The organism is Nocardia sp. CA-151230 (genome assembly GCF_050942175.1).
Taxonomy (GTDB): domain Bacteria; phylum Actinomycetota; class Actinomycetes; order Mycobacteriales; family Mycobacteriaceae; genus Nocardia.
This window is the reverse complement of record NZ_CP192061.1, coordinates 6775578-6792114: the sequence shown is the minus strand read 5'-3', so window position 1 is coordinate 6792114 and position 16537 is coordinate 6775578. Positions and strand designations below refer to the sequence as shown.

The 16537-nt window shown below is 68.6% G+C and carries 16 protein-coding genes; 5 read left to right on the top strand and 11 right to left on the bottom strand.

The features are described from left to right. Positions 1–25: 25 nt before the first annotated feature. Positions 26–1228 (bottom strand): PucR family transcriptional regulator, encoded by a 1203-nt coding sequence (locus tag ACQP1O_RS32045; RefSeq protein WP_433562117.1) that lies wholly within the window; start codon positions 1226–1228, stop codon positions 26–28. Positions 1229–1277: 49 nt separating this feature from the next. Further along, a complete protein-coding gene (tsaA, locus tag ACQP1O_RS32040) occupies positions 1278–1817 on the bottom strand; it encodes a tRNA (N6-threonylcarbamoyladenosine(37)-N6)-methyltransferase TrmO (RefSeq protein ID WP_433562116.1) in 540 nt (179 codons plus the stop codon). Between the two features lie 177 nt (positions 1818–1994). Between tsaA and ACQP1O_RS32035 the strand changes: the two genes are divergently transcribed. The 3 genes from ACQP1O_RS32035 to ACQP1O_RS32025 all read left to right on the top strand — a co-directional run bounded on the left by ACQP1O_RS32035 (position 1995) and on the right by ACQP1O_RS32025 (position 3743). After that, positions 1995–2861, top strand: a complete 867-nt coding sequence (locus ACQP1O_RS32035) for a sigma-70 family RNA polymerase sigma factor (protein ID WP_433562115.1) — start codon at positions 1995–1997, stop codon at positions 2859–2861. Between the two features lie 126 nt (positions 2862–2987). Further along, positions 2988–3167 (top strand): hypothetical protein, encoded by a 180-nt coding sequence (locus tag ACQP1O_RS32030; RefSeq protein ID WP_433562114.1) that lies wholly within the window; start codon positions 2988–2990, stop codon positions 3165–3167. A gap of 120 nt (positions 3168–3287) precedes the next feature. Then, positions 3288–3743, top strand: coding sequence for a TY-Chap domain-containing protein (locus ACQP1O_RS32025; protein WP_433562113.1), 456 nt, complete (start codon positions 3288–3290; stop codon positions 3741–3743). A gap of 36 nt (positions 3744–3779) precedes the next feature. On the opposite strand, the gene ACQP1O_RS32020 is transcribed toward ACQP1O_RS32025, so the two are convergent. The 3 genes from ACQP1O_RS32020 to glnA form a co-directional block, all read right to left on the bottom strand. Continuing rightward, positions 3780–4751, bottom strand: coding sequence for a hypothetical protein (locus ACQP1O_RS32020; RefSeq protein ID WP_433562112.1), 972 nt, complete (start codon positions 4749–4751; stop codon positions 3780–3782). Positions 4752–4956: 205 nt separating this feature from the next. Then, positions 4957–5817, bottom strand: coding sequence for a tyrosine-protein phosphatase (locus ACQP1O_RS32015; RefSeq protein WP_433562111.1), 861 nt, complete (start codon positions 5815–5817; stop codon positions 4957–4959). A gap of 282 nt (positions 5818–6099) precedes the next feature. Then, positions 6100–7536 (bottom strand): type I glutamate--ammonia ligase, encoded by a 1437-nt coding sequence (gene glnA / locus ACQP1O_RS32010; protein ID WP_433562110.1) that lies wholly within the window; start codon positions 7534–7536, stop codon positions 6100–6102. A gap of 450 nt (positions 7537–7986) precedes the next feature. On the opposite strand from glnA, the gene ACQP1O_RS32005 reads away from it, so the two are divergent. Beyond that, the gene (locus ACQP1O_RS32005) at positions 7987–8517 is read left to right on the top strand and encodes an RDD family protein (protein WP_433562109.1); all 531 of its coding nucleotides are present in this window, start codon (positions 7987–7989) and stop codon (positions 8515–8517) included. Positions 8518–8737: 220 nt separating this feature from the next. Then, positions 8738–9625, top strand: a complete 888-nt coding sequence (locus ACQP1O_RS32000) for an alpha/beta hydrolase (RefSeq protein ID WP_433562108.1) — start codon at positions 8738–8740, stop codon at positions 9623–9625. Positions 9626–9737: 112 nt separating this feature from the next. Here the strand turns inward: ACQP1O_RS32000 and ACQP1O_RS31995 are convergent, their stop codons facing one another. The 6 genes from ACQP1O_RS31995 to ACQP1O_RS31970 all read right to left on the bottom strand — a co-directional run bounded on the left by ACQP1O_RS31995 (position 9738) and on the right by ACQP1O_RS31970 (position 16533). Next, positions 9738–10481 (bottom strand): DUF4191 domain-containing protein, encoded by a 744-nt coding sequence (locus ACQP1O_RS31995; protein ID WP_433562107.1) that lies wholly within the window; start codon positions 10479–10481, stop codon positions 9738–9740. Positions 10482–10607: 126 nt separating this feature from the next. Further along, complete coding sequence (locus tag ACQP1O_RS31990) at positions 10608–12803, bottom strand: elongation factor G-like protein EF-G2 (protein WP_433562106.1); 2196 nt, start codon at positions 12801–12803, stop codon at positions 10608–10610. Between the two features lie 351 nt (positions 12804–13154). Continuing rightward, entirely contained in the window at positions 13155–14204 is a 1050-nt protein-coding gene (lipA, locus tag ACQP1O_RS31985; RefSeq protein ID WP_433562105.1) for a lipoyl synthase, read from the bottom strand. 22 nt (positions 14205–14226) lie between these two features. Beyond that, complete coding sequence (lipB, locus tag ACQP1O_RS31980; RefSeq protein WP_433562104.1) at positions 14227–15042, bottom strand: lipoyl(octanoyl) transferase LipB; 816 nt, start codon at positions 15040–15042, stop codon at positions 14227–14229. Then, entirely contained in the window at positions 15039–15551 is a 513-nt protein-coding gene (locus tag ACQP1O_RS31975) for an N-acetyltransferase family protein (protein WP_433567864.1), read from the bottom strand. The genes lipB and ACQP1O_RS31975 overlap by 4 nt, the downstream gene beginning before the upstream one ends. Positions 15552–15633: 82 nt before the next feature. Then, positions 15634–16533: a TIGR01777 family oxidoreductase gene (locus tag ACQP1O_RS31970; RefSeq protein ID WP_433562103.1), complete on the bottom strand. Its 900-nt coding sequence runs from the start codon at positions 16531–16533 to the stop codon at positions 15634–15636. Positions 16534–16537: the final 4 nt, after the last annotated feature.

The following is a 16537-nucleotide window of genomic DNA, read 5'->3' as shown; positions in this document are numbered from 1 at the left end:
CCGTGAGTAGCGTGCTTTCGGCGGCTCAGCCGCGGGCGGTACCGGGCAGTTCCAGAGCGGCCAGCGCGAGGGAAAGTTCCAGGTAGGCGCGCTGGCCTTCCAGGGGTCGGCCGAGCAGCGTGGTGATGCGCTGCAGCCGGTTGATGACCGTGTTCCGATGGCAGTGCAATTTGGGTGCGGCATTGGCCGCCGAGCAGTTCTCGGCCAGCCAGACGGCCAAAGTCCGCAGCAGGATGTCGCGTTCTTTCGGCGGCAATTCCAGCACCGGACCGAGGGTCCGGGCGACCAGGAGATCGGTCAGATCGGGGGAGCGCAGCAGCAGCGCCTCCGGATAACGCTCGTCCAGCGAGACCAGCAGCCCGGCCGAGTCGCCGGGCACGGTGTCCAGCGCCAGCACCGCCAACCCGTGCGCGGTATCGATGCCCGCCAGCCCGGCGACCGCGGGGGAGACGCCCGCCCGGCTCCGGATCAACGGCCGAAGCTGTTGCAGCACAACCGAACTGTCCCGATGCTCCAGCGACACCAGCCCGACCGTCGAATCCACCCGCTCGTGCCACACCGACCGCACCCCCGACACCCCCAGCGCCGCCTCCGCCCCCATGTGCAGCCGCGGCCCGCCCTCACCGCGCGCCACCACCACCAGATACGCCCCGTTCGCGGGCAGATTCAGCTCACGCCCCGCCCGCGCGGCGAAGGTGGCGTCGTGCGCCCGCCCCGCCAGCAGATCCTCGATCAGCGAATGCCTGCGCCGCTCGTCGCTGCGTACTCGGTCGAGTTCGGTGTTCCGGTACGAGGTGACCAGCGCCGACGACATGCCGTCGACCACCGCCCACATCGCCGAACCGACCTGCCGGGTCTCCGCCGAACCGATGTCATCGGCCTTGTCCAGCAACGCTTCCCAAACGATCTGGCCGCCCAGCCGGAAGGTCCGCAGCATGGCCTCCAGCGGCACGCCCTGCTCGGCCCGCCGCCGCCCGATGGCCGCGGCCACATCGTCCCCGTCCGGATCCGGTGGCTGCCCGCCCAGCAGATCCAGGATCCGCGTCAGATATCGCCGGCACCCGTCCCGCAGGTCCGCCCGCGGCACCGCCGTATAGTCCGTCCACCCCGGATTGTCGGTGAATATGGCCGCGATCAGCTGCTTGGTCAACGCGGGCACCTCGGCCTTACACGCCGCGGCCAGCCGTTGCGTGCCGACCGCCGGGATCGGATGCCTGGGTGCCGCCATGACCCTCAACCTACGCCGGGCCCGCGGCCGCCCGCCCGAGCCGGGCCGGTCAGCGGGTTTCGACGCCGCCCAGGACCGGCTTGATGTCGAGGATCGGGGTGCCGTCGATCGCTTCCAGGCCGGCGACGCCGAGGACCTCGGGGGACACAGTGGTGATGGTGACCTCGTGCAGGCCGATCGGGTTGGGGCGGTCGGGGGAGCGGGTGGCGAAGACGCCGGTGGGCGGGCGGGTGCGGTCGCCACGGGGATGGACGGTGAGGACATCGCGGCTGCCGGCGTGCAGCCAGGTGAGCAGGATGACACGCATACCCGGGCGCAGATCGGCTGCGGCCGCGGCGAATTCGGGGGCGAGGACGATATCGGCGGGTGGGGCGTCCTCGTCGGCTTGGCGCGGTGCGCCGGCGCGGTCGGTGAGCGGGGAGCGGACCCGGCCCACCGGTCGCACCTCGAAATGATCGGGGCTGTCGGGGAGTTCCGAGGACACGATCGTCTGCTCCTTCCACCGTGGCGATTCGGCGGCCATGCCGTGCGGGTCGAGGCCGACGTTCCGGCCATTGCCGTTATAGCCGACGTGGTGGGTGGCGTCCATGATCGGATCGTGGCCGAGGGGGATGACGAACCGGGTCTTGCCCCTCTGAACTGGTGTTTCATCGACGCTGTCACATTCGGCCCGGTTGCTCGGTCATGGAGGTGCGGGCCCCGATTTCCCGGACGCGCCCGCACGGTTCGGATGGACCGACCGGTCGTGATCGAGGAGACTTCGGCAATGGGCAACGAGCGTGACGAACTGGACCTGGTGGCACGGGAATTCGAACTGCAGCGCGGCCGGCTGCAGGCGCTCGCACAGCGCATGCTGGGCTCCTCCGCCGAAGCCGAGGATGCTGTCCAGGAAGCCTGGCTGCGGCTGAGCCGCTCCGAGGCCGACGGGATCGACAATCTGGCCGGCTGGCTCACCACCGTCGTCTCCCGCGTCTGCCTGAACATGCTCCAGTCGCGTGGCACCCGGCGCGAGGACGCGCTCGCGGACTACGACGCGCCGGAAGCCACCTTCGGCCCGGAACAGGAAGCGCTGCTGGGCGATTCGATCGGCGCCGCCCTGCTGGTGGTGCTCGACACCCTGACCCCCACCGAGCGGCTGGCCTTCGTCCTGCACGACATGTTCGCCGTCCCGTTCGAGGACATCGCCCCCATTCTCGGCAAGACCCCCGCCGCCGCCCGGCAACTCGCCAGCCGCGGCCGCCGCCGCGTGCGCGGCGTCGACGAGATCGCCGTCGACCGCGAACGCCAGCAGGAAGTGGTCAGTGCCTTCCTGACCGCCTCCCGCGGCGGCGACTTCGCCGCCCTGCTGGAACTGCTCGACCCCGACGTGGTGGTGCGCGCCGACGCCATCGGCGTCACCATGGGCGCCGACCCCGAAGTCCGTGGCGCACAGGCGGTCGCGACCACCTTCGCGGGCCGCGCGAAGGGCGCCCGCCCGGCCCTCGTCGACGGCCTCGCCGGCCTGGTGTGGTCGACCGGCGGCACCCCGCGCGTCGTCTTCGATTTCACCGTCGTCGACGGCCGCATCACGGCCATCGAAATGCTGGCCGACCCTGACCTGCTGGGCGACCTGAATCTCGAAATGCTCGGCTGAGAGCCGCCGTCAAGGAATCGTAAATCCGCGCATCGGCGAGCAAATATTCACGAGAGATTAACGGCCACACCGATGTTCGATGGGCAGAATGAATTGTCGAACATCCTGACACGTCGAGGGAGTGCAATGAAGGCAATGGCCGCTCCGGCGACGGCCGCGTCGATTCCGGGTTTCGACTCGGTGTCGCGGCGGGTGCGGGAATTCGTTGCCCGCCAGCTGCTCCCGTCGCGGGAAAGCGACCAGCGAATGCTGGCCCGCACACCCCTCGCCATACTCGGCCCCGCCCCGCTGCCCCACCAGCGGTAAGCCGATCACCCGGAAACCGCGGCGGTCCTCCAGTCGACGCCCGCCGCGGTTTCCGCTGATCGGACTGGGCGCCACGGTTTTTCGCCGACGCCGTGTTTTGACGGCGTATGATCGGCCGCGATGGGCACCCGGAGCCAGCCCCTGCAAGTTGTCACAACCGACTGGGACGTGTTTGTGCACGGCCTGGCCGGCTGCCTTGCGAAATTACCCTCCCGCGCCACCGTCATCCTCGCCGCCACCGGCAATCGCTACGTGCAATTCCAGCAGTTCGACATCAAACTCTCCGCCGAACTCACCGGCAATTACTATCTCGCCGAACCGATTTCCGAGACGGCCGAACGCCTCCTGCGCGAGCTGGGCTGGACCGCGCCCGCCCTCCAGCGCGAAATCGAGAACTGGCGCCGCACCATGCACTGGCCCATCACCCGCACCGGGTTCGAGGACCTGGCCCGCTCGGCCGCCCGCGGCCTGCACGAGGCCCTCGGCGTCCCCACCCCCGACGACCTGCGCGCCACCGGCTGGACCGAGACCACCGCCCTGGACCTCTCCGCGTTCGCCGCGCCGCCCCGCCCGTGATCTGCCCGCGGTCGGGGCGTACCCGGCTCTTCCGGTTCACTCGGGCCAGGTGGCGCGACCCCAATTGATCAGGGACACCATGTCGTCGCCGCTCGCGAGGGCATGGTCGAGACAGCCGTCGGCGATCCCCGCATCCGATACGACACCGCACAGCCGGACATGGCCGTCGTCGAACCAGGAGAAGAAGAGCCCGCCCGCATCGCCGTGATCGAGACTCGCCTCGGTCTCGATGTGCCGGCTGTTGTCGTCCTCGTGATCGTGTTCCACGCTCTGGTTGATCTGTACCGCCGGACGCATCCCGTCATCCACGTCGGCCGGGTAGCCGATGCTGTGCCAGACCTGGAGCCCGCGCCAGTTGTCCGCGAACGTGGTGGCGCCCAGGAACCCGAGCTGATGGCCCATGGGCTCGAACAGCCGGCACAGCATGAAGTCGTGCCGGGCAACGTATTCGGTGTCGCGCTCGGCGTTGTAGTGCGCCAGATCGCTGACATTGCTCGAACCGAACGGCGCGTTCGGATCGGCGCCATTGTCGAAGTGCGGCGAGAAGGTCATCCACCAGCTGCCCCGGGCGATGCTCCGGCTCGGCCGCAGCCGGCGCGCGGTCAGCATGAGCCGGGCGCCGACCAGCACGCCGGGTCCCGCCATGCCGTCACTGTTGGTGACCCGCCCGGTCAGAATCCACGGCCAGGTGTGGTCGGTCAGCAGGTGCCGCCCGTCGCCGGAAGACGCGAACGGCGGTCGGCATTCACCCGTGAGTCCGCGCGAATGCGCATGCAGTGCAACGATTTCCGTCTGCGGGCGGGTATGAACCGGCATATCCTTCGGCAGGAATCCGGCCAGTTGCCCCGGTGTGTGCTCGCCGCGTCCCCGGCGCGGCAGTGCGACAACGCCGCGACCGGTCCGCTGTGGCGTCGTCGCGGCTCTGGACCGACCGCTCCGCTCGAACTCGCCCGCGCAGGTCTCGAACTCCGCGGCAGTGAGCCGTCGGCGTTCCGAGAGACGCTTCATGGTGCATCCCCCCCGAAATGAGTGACGTACAGGGTTGTGACCTCTACGATCCTGCGCCGAACCGGGCGCACCGACACGGGTAGCGCGATACCCGAATCGGACGGCTTTTGCTACTCGCGCGGATCGGGCCGCAACCTCGCCGTGAGCCGCTTTCCGGATGACCAGAGCCCCGCCGCAGCTGCGACGGGGCCCGGTTGTCGTGGGCTCAGCCCACCAGGTTGTGGTGGAGGCGGAGGATGGTGCCGGCGTCCAGGCCCAGGCCCTTGGTGAGGAAGTGGTCGAAATCGCCGTACTGCTGGTTCATCTGGTTGACGGCGGTGTCCAGGTAGTCGTCACTCACCACCTGCAGCGGGATCAGCAGGTCGGGGTTCTGCATGATCCCGGCCGCCTTCAGCTGCGCCCGCTGGGCGGCGTCGGCCGCGGCACGGTACTGGTTCGACAGCAGGTAGTCCTTGCGCGCGATGGTCTCCGGTACACCTACCGCGCGCAGCAGCACATACGTCATCCAGCCGGTCCGGTCCTTGCCCGCCGTGCAGTGGTAGAGCGTCGCCCCGTTGGCGGCCGCGATGTCCTTGATGGTCTGACCGAACTTGGCCACCGAATCCGCGCTCAGGAAGCTGACATAGGCGTCCTTCATCATCTGCTCGGCCTTGCCGTCCCCGAGTGCGGCCTGCTGCTGTACCGGGTCCTTGGATCCGATGGCCTGCGCCATCTTCAGGTACATGCCGCCGTCGTCGATGGGCCGGGTCACCGCGGTCAGCCCGGCCGGCAGCCGGTCCGCGCCCTGCGCCTGCACCTCGGCCTGCGTGCGGAAGTCGATCACCTTCTGAATGCCCAGCGTGCCCAGCTTCTGGACATCGGCATCGGTCAGCTTGTTCAGCGCATCGGACCGAATCACCTTGCCGGACCTGGTCGGATCCCCGGTGTAGGTGACATACCCGCCCACATCCCGGACATTCACCGCCCCCTGCAGCGTGATCTGAGTGGCATCCGCCCGCATGATCGGCGCGGCCACGGCCGTCGGCAGCCCTCCCACACCGAGCACCGCAGTGGCAATAGCAGTCAAGGCGAATACTGAAACACGAAGTCGTGCAAAATGTTTGGTTTTCACAGCCCGGGACGCTAGGGGTGCTTACGCGTCCCCCGCAGTCCTACCCACGGTTCCTCCCACCCACCGAACCTCCCGCCCCACCCACCGGGATCACGCCTGGACCGCCATCAATGCCCTTGCGCACCAGTGAATTTCGCGCAACACGAAGCGAGTCTCCCTGCCTTGCGCATCCGGAAAAGGGCGGAGCCCCAACCGCAATGCGGCTGGGGCTCCTGAGATCGCTTGCGACCCGACGATTTACACGTCGAAGTACAGCTCGAACTCGTACGGGTGCGGCCGCAGGTTGACGGGCGCGATTTCCTGGGTGCGCTTGATGTCGATCCAGGTCTCGATCAGGTCCTCGGTGAACACGCCACCCTCGGTGAGGTAGTCGTGGTCTTCCTCGAGGCGGTCGATGACCGACGCCAGCGAGGTGGGGGCCTGCGGGATGTTCTTGGCCTCCTCCGGCGGGAGCTCGTAGAGGTCCTTGTCGACCGGGGCGAGCGGCTCCAGCTTGCGCTTGATGCCGTCCAGGCCGGCCATCATCATGGCGGCGAAGGCCAGGTACGGGTTACCCGAGGAGTCCGGCGCGCGGAACTCGATGCGCTTGGCCTTCGGGTTCGAGCCGGTGATCGGGATGCGGATCGCGGCCGAGCGGTTGCGCTGCGAGTACACCAGGTTGATGGGGGCCTCGTAGCCCGGCACCAGACGGTGGTAGGAGTTCACGGTCGGGTTGGTGAACGCCAGCAGCGACGGGGCGTGGTGCAGGATGCCGCCGATGTAGTGACGTGCCAGATCCGACAGGCCCGCGTAGCCGGACTCGTCGTGGAACAGCGGCTTGCCGTCCTTCCACAGCGACTGGTGGGCGTGCATGCCCGAGCCGTTGTCGCCGAAGAGCGGCTTCGGCATGAAGGTAACGGTCTTACCCTCCTGCCACGCGGTGTTCTTCACGATGTACTTGAACAGCTGCAGGTCGTCAGCGGCGCCCAACAGGGTGTTGAAGCGGTAGTTGATCTCGGCCTGACCGGCGGTGCCGACCTCGTGGTGGCCGCGCTCCAGGTCGAAGCCCGCGTTCTGCAGGTTGGTCGAGATCTTGTCGCGCAGGTCGACGTAGTGGTCGTACGGGGCAACCGGGAAGTAACCACCCTTGTTGCGGACCTTGTAGCCACGGTTCGGGGTGCCGTCGGCGTTGTACTCGGCGCCGGTGTTCCAGGAGCCCGAGATCGAGTCGATCTCGTAGAAGGCGCCGTTCATGGCCGAGTCGTAGCGGATCGAGTCGAAGATGTAGAACTCGGCCTCGGCACCGAAGTAGCAGGTGTCGGCGATGCCGGTCGAACGCAGGTACTCCTCGGCCTTACGCGCGATGTTGCGCGGGTCGCGGGAGTAGGCCTCGCGGGTGAACGGGTCGTGCACGAAGAAGTTCATGTTGAGCGTCTTCGCGGCACGGAAGGGATCGATCCGAGCAGTGCTGTAATCGGGCAGCAGCAGCATGTCCGACTCGTCGATCGACTGGAAGCCGCGCACCGACGAACCGTCGAAGGCGAGGCCCTCTTCGGCGAGATCAGCGGTGAACGCCTTCGCCGGGATCGAGAAGTGCTGCTGCACACCGGGGAGGTCGGTGAACCGAACGTCGACGTATTCGAGCTCCTCCTCCTTGATGTACTTGATGACCTCGTCGGCCGTGCTGAACGCCACTTAGTACTCCTTACGGATCGGTTCCCAGCCAGTGGTGACTGCATGGGTTCGTCGCGACCACACGGTATGGACGCGGTGTTTCCCTGTAATCAAGGCTGTGTTTCGCCAGTGTTACACGCACTGCTGGCCGGGGGTTCGGCGGTGCCCCCGGGTTCGCGAAGACGCCGCAGCGGTCGCCGAGCAATGCTCGACCAGCAGGAACATCCTGCCATCGACCTGCCCGAAGCGGCTGTTAAGACTCTGAAAAATCAGGGGACTTGCCAACTCCGGCCCGGCCATCGTGACAATCCTCACCGCCGGGCATCCACCTGGCAATCCCGGATGCCGGGCGATTGCGCGCCCATCCGGAATCGGGTGAACAGCTAGGACGCACCCATATATGGTTCCGTCCTCGCATCCCGACCGGCAGGGGTGCGAAACCGGCCCGCCGACGCCGCATAAGCTGGGCCCATGGCTCGCATCACCGGCTCCTGGCTATCCGGACCGAACGCCGAACCCGGAGACAACCCGCCCGGTGACTACCAGGGCAAGGAACTCGGCCTGCCGCCGTCCGGACCCGGCGCGCTCGCCCCCTTCACCCGCCGGGTCCTGGCGCTGCTCGTCGACTGGTTCATCTCGATGGGCCTGGCCGCGATCATCGTGCGGCCCGATGCCGAGCACATCATCTCGAAGATGACCATTCCGAAGGGCCAGCAACCGCCCTCGCACTTCGAGGTCATCACCCAGGCGCTGTCGACGCCGACGCTGCTGGTGTGGTTCGTGCTGGGAATCGCCGCGGTCACGCTGTTCGGCTTCACGCCCGGCCAGTACTTCCTGAAGCTGCGGGTCAGCCGGGTTGACGCCGAGGCGCCGGTCGGTTTCATTCGCGCACTGGTCCGGCAGCTCATCCTGCTGTTCGTCATTCCCGCCCTGTTCACCGACAGCGACGGCCGCGGCATGCACGACCGCGCCACCGGCACCGCCCTCGTCTACAGCCGCTGACCGCGGACTTCCGCGCGGGTTGATCGGAAACCCGGCCCGGCGCGCGCGTCGGCCTGCGCCGGGCCTGTGACCTGCGATGTTGTTGGTGCAGTGTGTGGCAGGACGTTGCCAAATGTTCACCGCAGTTTGCTTTCGATCGGTATGGTTGCGGCGATTTGCCGCGATGCAGCCGCCAGGTTGGCATCGGGCAGATAGCTGATGTTGTGCTGATGGAGGATCGATGGTCGAGGGCTGCCGGGCTGCCGCGTGGAGAATCAGCCGGCGGTCCCTGTTCGCGACCACCGGCCTGCTCGGTCTGGCCGGCGCCTGCGCGGCCGTCAGCGCGGGCGGCAATGCGACGGTCGACCCGGCGGAGATCGGGCAGACCGCGGCCGGCATCACCCCCGTCGTCCGGGTGGAACGGGTCTACTCGGCCGCCCGCCGCCGCGACGTGGACCTGGTTACCATCCTGCCGCCCGGCGTCCCCACCGAGAACCTGCCCGTGTCGCTGCTGCTGCACGGTCTGCACGGCACCGCCCGCACCGCGGCCGTCGGCAATATCGCCGACGTGCTGGCCGCCGGCGTCGCCACCCGGCTGTCCCCGGCCTTCGGTTTCGTGGCCCTCGACGGTGGCGACAACTACTGGCACGACCACGGCACCGGCGACGATCCAATGTCCATGCTGCTCAACGAGGTTCCGGGCTGGCTGGCGCAGCGCCGCCTGGGCGCACCGGGCGGCCTGCCGTTCGCCTGCACCGGCACCTCCATGGGCGGCTTCGGCGCGCTGGTGTACTCGCGCCGCCGCTTCGAACAGGGCCGGCCGCTGAACGCGGTTGCCGCCATGTCGCCGGGGCTGCTCACCTCGTGGACCGAAATGGCCAAGCGGAACGCGTTCATCGATGCCGATCAGTGGGCGGCACTCGACCCGCTGCGCAACCTCGACAAGGCGGGCCCGGCCCCGGTCGGCGTGTGGTGTGGCGACCGCGACCGCTTCATCGACGGCTGCCGCCGCTACATAGCCACCGCCCGCCCCGAGGTCGGCCTGATCACCCCGGGCACGCACACCGACGAGTACTGGCGAACCGTCACCCCGGACGTGGTCCGCTTCCTCTCCCGCTACGTCGGCTGACCCTCCGGTGCGACCCGGCCTGCGCGAGAGCGTCAGGCCTTGTGGCCGAAGGCATTTCGCGAAAAGACGAGGCCCGCGTCCTGGGGACGCGGGCCTCGGAGGTTTCGGTGGGTCAGCGGCGGCGGATGCTGCGCTGTACGCCGCGCATCTTGGCGCCGCTCGGCAGCGGGCCCTTGGGGAGGGCCGGGCCGCCGCGGGTGGCCAGCGCGGACAGCCGGCCCTCGATGAGGTCCATGCGCTTGGTGTCGATATTGCGGGGGAGCTTGGTCAGGTAGCGCTGCAGTTCCTTCAGCGGCACCTGGTCCTGCTCGTTGCCGATCACCACGTCGTAGATCGGGGTGTCGCCGACCAGGCGGGAGACCTTCTTCTTCTCCTGCGCGAGCAGCGATTTCACGCGCTGCGGCGAACCCTCGGCGACCAGGATGACACCGGGCAGGCCGACCACGCGGTGCACGGCGTCGAGCTGGGTGGTGGCGGCGACGCCGGGGGAGACCCGCCACTTGCCCTGCAGGTTGTCCAGCACCCAGGCGGCCGCGCCGGCCTGGCCCTCGGCCTTGGCGTACACGTTCTTCTGGACCCGGCGGCCGAAGAGGATGAACGCGGCCAGCGCGCCCAGCAGCAGACCGATCGGCAGCAGGAACCACTGCAGGCCGAAGATCAGGCCGATCACCAGGAACAGCACGGTCACGCCGACGAAGGCGCCGATCATCAGCGGCAGCAGCAGCTTGTCTTCCTTGCGCTGCATCTGGAATGCCTGCCAGAGTTGCTGGCGGCGCTCCTTCGACGCCTGTTTGCGCGCCGCCTTCGCCGCGGCCTTCGCTTCCTTCGACGGATTACCGCCCTTGCCTGCTGCCATGGCGTCCAGCTTAATGGCCGGGTGCGCCCGGTTCGCGACGGGATCATCGGGATGGTGAGCGCTCGGTACCGCGGCGACGGCCGTCATCTCACCCAGTGGGATCGGTGGCGGCCGGATCGGCCGGACTCAGCCGTTGCTCCCGGCCTTGTCCCGCATCGACTCCGCCAGCTGGGTGGGCATGGCCTCATGCCGCGCGTAGGCACGGGTGAAGGTGGCCCCGCCGTGCGCCAGTGAACGCAGGTCCACGGCGTAGCGGCTGAGCTCGAGTTCCGGCACCTCGGCGCGAATCGCGGTGCGCCCCAGCCCGACCGGCTCGGTGCCCAGCACCCGGCCGCGACGGCTGGACAGATCGACCAGCACCGGTCCCACGTAGTCGTCCGAAACGACCACGTGCACTTCGGATATCGGCTCCAGCAGGTTGATGCGCGCCGCTCCGGCCGCCTCCCGCAGGGCCAGCGCCCCGGCCATCTGGAAGGCCGCGTCCGAGGAGTCGACCGAGTGCGCCTTCCCGTCGAACAGCGTCACTCGCACATCCACGAGTGGATATCCGGCCGCCACACCGCGCGCGGCCTGGGCGCGCACGCCCTTCTCGACCGACTGGATGAACTGGCGCGGAACGACTCCGCCCACCACCTTGTCCACGAACTCGATCCCGGACCCCTCAGGGAGCGGCGCCACCTCGATCTCGCAGATGGCGTACTGCCCGTGCCCGCCGGACTGCTTCACATGTCGCCCGCGCCCGGACGCCTGGGTGGCGAAGGTCTCGCGCAGCGCCACCCGGTGGTCGATGACATCCACATGCACCCCGAACCGGGACCGCAGCCGTTCCAGCGCCACATCGCGATGCGCCTCGCCCAGAACCCACAGCACCAGCTGATGGGTGTCGGGGTTCTGTTCCAGCCGCACCGTCGGATCCTCGGCGACCAGCCGGGACAGGCCCTGCGAGAGCTTGTCCTCGTCGGCCTTGCTGTGCGCCTTCACTGCCACCGGCAGCAGCGGATCGGGCATGGACCACGGCTCGATGATGAGCGGGTAATCCTTGGCGGACAACGTATCCCCGGTCTCGGCGTGCGACAGCTTGCTCACGCACACGATGTCGCCGGCGATGGCCTGCGGCAGCGGCCGCTGCTGCTTCCCGAACGGCGCGGACACCCCGCCGACGCGTTCGTCGGCATCGTGATCACCGTTGTCGCCCTGTCCGTGCCCGCACACGTGCACGGTGTCGTCGGCGTGCAGTGTGCCCGAGAACACCCGCACCAGCGACAACCGGCCCACATAGGGATCGGAGGCGGTACGGATCACCTCGGCGGCCAGCGGTGCGGCGGGATCGCAGGCCAGCGCGGCGGCCTTGCCACCGGATCCGGTCGCCGACACGGGATGTTCGGCGGGCGTGGGGAATCCGCGCGTGATCAGATCCAGGATCTCCACCGTTCCGAGCCCCTGCCGCGCGCCCTCCGGCGGCGGTGCGGCGATCAGCACCGGATGGAAACTGCCGCGCGCCACCGCCTTTTCGAGGTCCGCGACCAGCGTGGCCAGGTCGATCTCCTCGCCGCCGATGTAGCGGTCCATGAGGGTCTCGTCCTCGCTCTCGGCGATGATGCCCTCGATGAGCCGGTTGCGCGCCTCCTCCAACTGCTCCCGCTGCTCCTCGGAGGCGGGCGTTTCGAGGCGTTCGCCGGTGGCGTAGTCGTAGACGTGCTGGGTGAGCAGTTCGATCAGCCCGGTCACCGGCCGGTGCCCGTCGGCGCCCTTGGGCCCGTACACCGGAAGATGCAGCGGCAGAATGCTTTCCGCCCGCCCGCCGCCCAGAATCTCGCGGCAGGTCTCGGTCATGTCCTCGAAGTCCGCGCGCGCGGTGTCCAGATGGGTGAGCACGATGGCGCGGGGCATGCCGACGCGCGCGCACTCCTCCCACAGTGCCAGCGTCGCCCCGCTCACGCCCTCCACGCCCACGGCTGCGGAGAGTACGAAAAGGGCCGCGTCCGCCGCTCGCAGACCGGCCCTGAGTTCCCCGACGAAGTCCGCGTAGCCGGGGGTGTCCAAGAGGTTGACCTTGACGTGGTCCCAGCCCATCGGCACCACCGACAGTTGCACGGACCGGTGTTGTCGCTGCTCGATATCGTCGTAGTCCGAGACGGAGGTGCCGTCCTCGACCCGCCCGGCCCGGGGCACCGCCCCCGCCGCCACGGCGAGCGCCTCCACCAGCGTGGTCTTCCCGGACCCGCTGTGCCCTACCAGCACCACATTCCGTATATCGGCCGGCCTCTCGGCCACGACCACCCTGCCGTTGACACCTTGCGACGTCGTCGTTCGCTCGACCATGGCTCGCTCCCGGGGTCGATCAATGCGGTCCTTCGAGCTTCCCACCAGCGCCGGGTGCGCGTCCACGAATCGACCGATCCGGTTTGTATGGCGCGCCGATACCCGGCGTTCACCTGAGTCGACACGCCGCCGCGCTGATCAGCAGGGTGTCCTACTTTCGACCTGTCACGAAAGTGGTGACGGGGAGGATGGAGCGCCGTGGTAGCGACGCCCCACCCGAATGGAGTCATCTCAGCCCAGGAACTTCGGTAGCCGACATTTCGGCGGCATCAAATACGACGTAGGCTCGGATATTTTATCCGGGCCTACGTCGAATTTGCCTGATTCGCCCCAGTCGGCGGGCGGATCCGCTTATGCCCCTGCGGAACCGAATCGAGCCAGCACGCTGGTCGCTTCCTGGGCGGCCGAACCTTCCTCCGCCAGGTGCCGCATCTCCGGGGAGATCTCGCGGCCGTGGTGGCGCATCGCCTGGGCGTAGAGGCGACCAGCTCGGTAGGAAGAGCGGACCAGCGGTCCCGCCATCACTCCGGCGAAGCCCATGGCCTCGGCGGCCTTGGAGTGCTCCACGAACTCTTCCGGCTTGACCCAGCGGTCGACGGGGTGGTGGCGCGGGGAGGGCCGCAGGTACTGGGTGATGGTGATGATGTCGCAGCCCGCCTCGTGCAGGTCGCGCAGGCCCTGGGTGACTTCCTCGGGGGTCTCGCCCATGCCCAGGATGAGGTTGGACTTGGTGACCAGACCGGCCTCGCGCGCGGCGGTGATGACCGCCAGCGACCGCTCGTAGCGGAAGGCCGGCCGGATGCGCTTGAAGATGCGCGGCACCGTCTCCAGGTTGTGCGCGAGCACCTCCGGACGGGACTCGAAGACCTCGGCCAGCTGGTCGGGCACGGCATTGAAGTCCGGGATCAGCAGTTCGACGCCGGTGTGCGGGTTGAGCCGCTTGATGGCGCGCACGGTCTCGGCGTACAGCCAGGAGCCGCCGTCGGAGAGGTCGTCGCGCGCGACACCGGTGACGGTCGAGTAGCGCAGCCCCATGGCCTGCACCGACTCGGCCACGCGCCGCGGCTCGTCGCGGTCCAGGGCGGCGGGCTTGCCGGTGTCGATCTGGCAGAAGTCGCAGCGACGGGTGCACTGCTCACCGCCGATGAGGAAGGTGGCCTCGCGGTCCTCCCAGCACTCGAAGATGTTGGGACACCCGGCTTCCTCGCAAACCGTGTGCAGCCCTTCGCGTTTCACCAGACCCTTGAGTTCGGTGTACTCGGGGCCCATGGTGGCGCGGGTGCGGATCCACGAGGGCTTGCGCTCGATCGGGGTCTCGGCGTTGCGCGCCTCGATGCGAAGCAGCTTGCGGCCATTGGGTGCGGCCGGGTCGTTCGGTGTCGTGGTATCGACGGAAGTCACTTTGTCCACCCTACGCTCATGATCATTCGGCCTTGGCGGGCACGGTTCCGGCCACCACCGGGAGCTGATCGGTCGTCGCTGCCGGCAGTGGTTCGGGGCACTCGGCCGCGGCCTTCGCGCAGCGGGAAATGTTGTGGTCGGTCACCTTCAGCGTGCCGTCGAGGGCGCGAGCGATGGCGTCGGCGACCAGCGGCCGCACCTCGTCGACCGTCACCTCGCGGCCGAGTTCGCGGCTCAGCGTGGTGACGCCGGCATCGCGAATTCCGCACGGCACGATGGCATCGAAGGCGTCGAGGCTGGAATCGCAGTTCAGCGAAATGCCGTGCAGGGTGACCCCGCGCTGGACGCGCACGCCGATGGCCGCGACCTTGCGCTCGGGCAGGAACTCGCTCGCGGGCGCCCACACACCCGAACGGCCTTCCACCCGGCCGGTTTCCAGCCCGAGCTGCGCGCAGACGGTGATGAGGGCTTCCTCGAGCCGGCGCACATAGGCGACCACATCGACCGGTTCTGCCAGTCGCACAATGGGATAGCCAACCAGTTGCCCGGGGCCGTGCCAGGTGATCTTCCCGCCGCGGTCGACCTCGATGACCGGGCTGCCGTCCATGGGCAGGTCCTGCGGCTCGGTGCGGCGGCCGGCGGTGTAGACGAAGGGGTGTTCCAGCAGGAGCAGCCGATCCTGCCCGATGCCATCGGCGCGTTCGGCGGCGATCGACCGCTGCAGCTCCCAGGCTTGCTGGTAATCGATGAGGCCCAGATTCTCGACGACGAGGGGTGTGCCGTCGAAGCGGGCCGAGACCGCACTGGGTAACGGTGCGGTGGCGGTACTCTCACTCACGATTGCGACGTTACCCCTTCGTCGACGATGCGCTGCATCAGCGTCAAGTCCATCCAGCGCCCGAATTTGTGCCCGACTTGCGGCATCTGACCGACGATGGTGAAGCCGAATTTCTCGTGCAGCGCGATCGACGTGCGGTTACTCGATTCGATCGCCGCGATCATGGTGTGCACGCCGCCCCGGCTCGCCCGGACCAGCAGCTCGCGCATGAGCGTCGTGGCCACTCCGCGCCGCTGGAATATATCTGACACGTACACCGAGTTCTCGACGGAGAACCGGTAGCCGGACTTCGGCCGGAACTGCCCGTAGCTGGCGTACCCCGCGACCTTGCCGTCGATCTCGGCCACCAGCACCGGATGTCCGGCTCCGGTCCGCGCCGCGAACCAGGCCTTGCGCTCGTCCAGGTCGGCGAGTTCGGTATCCCAGATGGCGGTGGTCTCGGCGATGGCGTTGTTGTGGATCACCAGGATCTCGGGGAGATCGCTCTCGCGCGCATCCCGCACCAGCAGCTCGGACAGATGATTGGTCACATTCCACACGGTATCGACGGGCCCGCTGTGACGTGCGCCGCGCCCACCGCAACGGGCCGGATCAGCCGGACTGGCCGAGCGTCGCGGACAGCGCCGCGCCGATGGAGGGGTGCTGGAAGGGATATCCGGCGTCCTCGAGGGCGGTGGGAATCGCCCTGGGGCCGTGCAGGATTGCCTCTTCGGCGAACTCGCCCACGGCCAGCCGCAGCGCGAACGCGGGCACCATCAGGGGCGTCGGCCGGTGCATGACGCGGCCCAGCGCGCGCGTGAACTCCGCATTGGTGACCGGTGCGGGACCGACCATATTGACCGGGCCGGAAAGGGTTTCGTGGGTGAGCGCGTAGATGATCGCGCCGACCTCGTCGTCCAGGGAGATCCACGGCACGTACTGGCGGCCGCTGCCCAGCCGCCCGCCGAGGCCGAGGAAGTAGAGGGGATACAGCATTCCGAGCATGCCGCCGTGCCGGGCCAGCACCACCGCCGAGCGCAGCAGTACCGTGCGCACGCCGGCGTCGGCGGCGTGTTCGGTGGCGGCCTCCCAGTCGGCGCACAGGCCGGCCAGGAAACCCGTTCCGGCGGGGGAACTCTCGGTGACGACGCGGTCGCCGAGATCGCCGCCGTAGTAGTGCACGCCGCTGGCGTTGACCAGCGTCGGCACTCCCGCGGCGGCGACCGCGGCGGCCAGCACGTCGGTGGGGACGATGCGGCTGTCGCGCAGCTCCTGTTTGTAGCTGCCGGTCCAGCGCCGCTGCCCGATGCCCGCGCCGCAGAGGTTCACCACGGCGTCGGCGCCGCGCAGCGCACGTTCGTCCAGATTGGAACGGACGGGGTCCCAGGTGAATTCGTCGCGGGCGTGCACGGGACGGCGCACGAGGCGGGTGACCTCGTGCCCGTCGCGGCGCAGCGCCGCGACGAGTGCCGTCCCGATCAGTCCGGACGAACCGGCGATCACGACCTTCATCCGA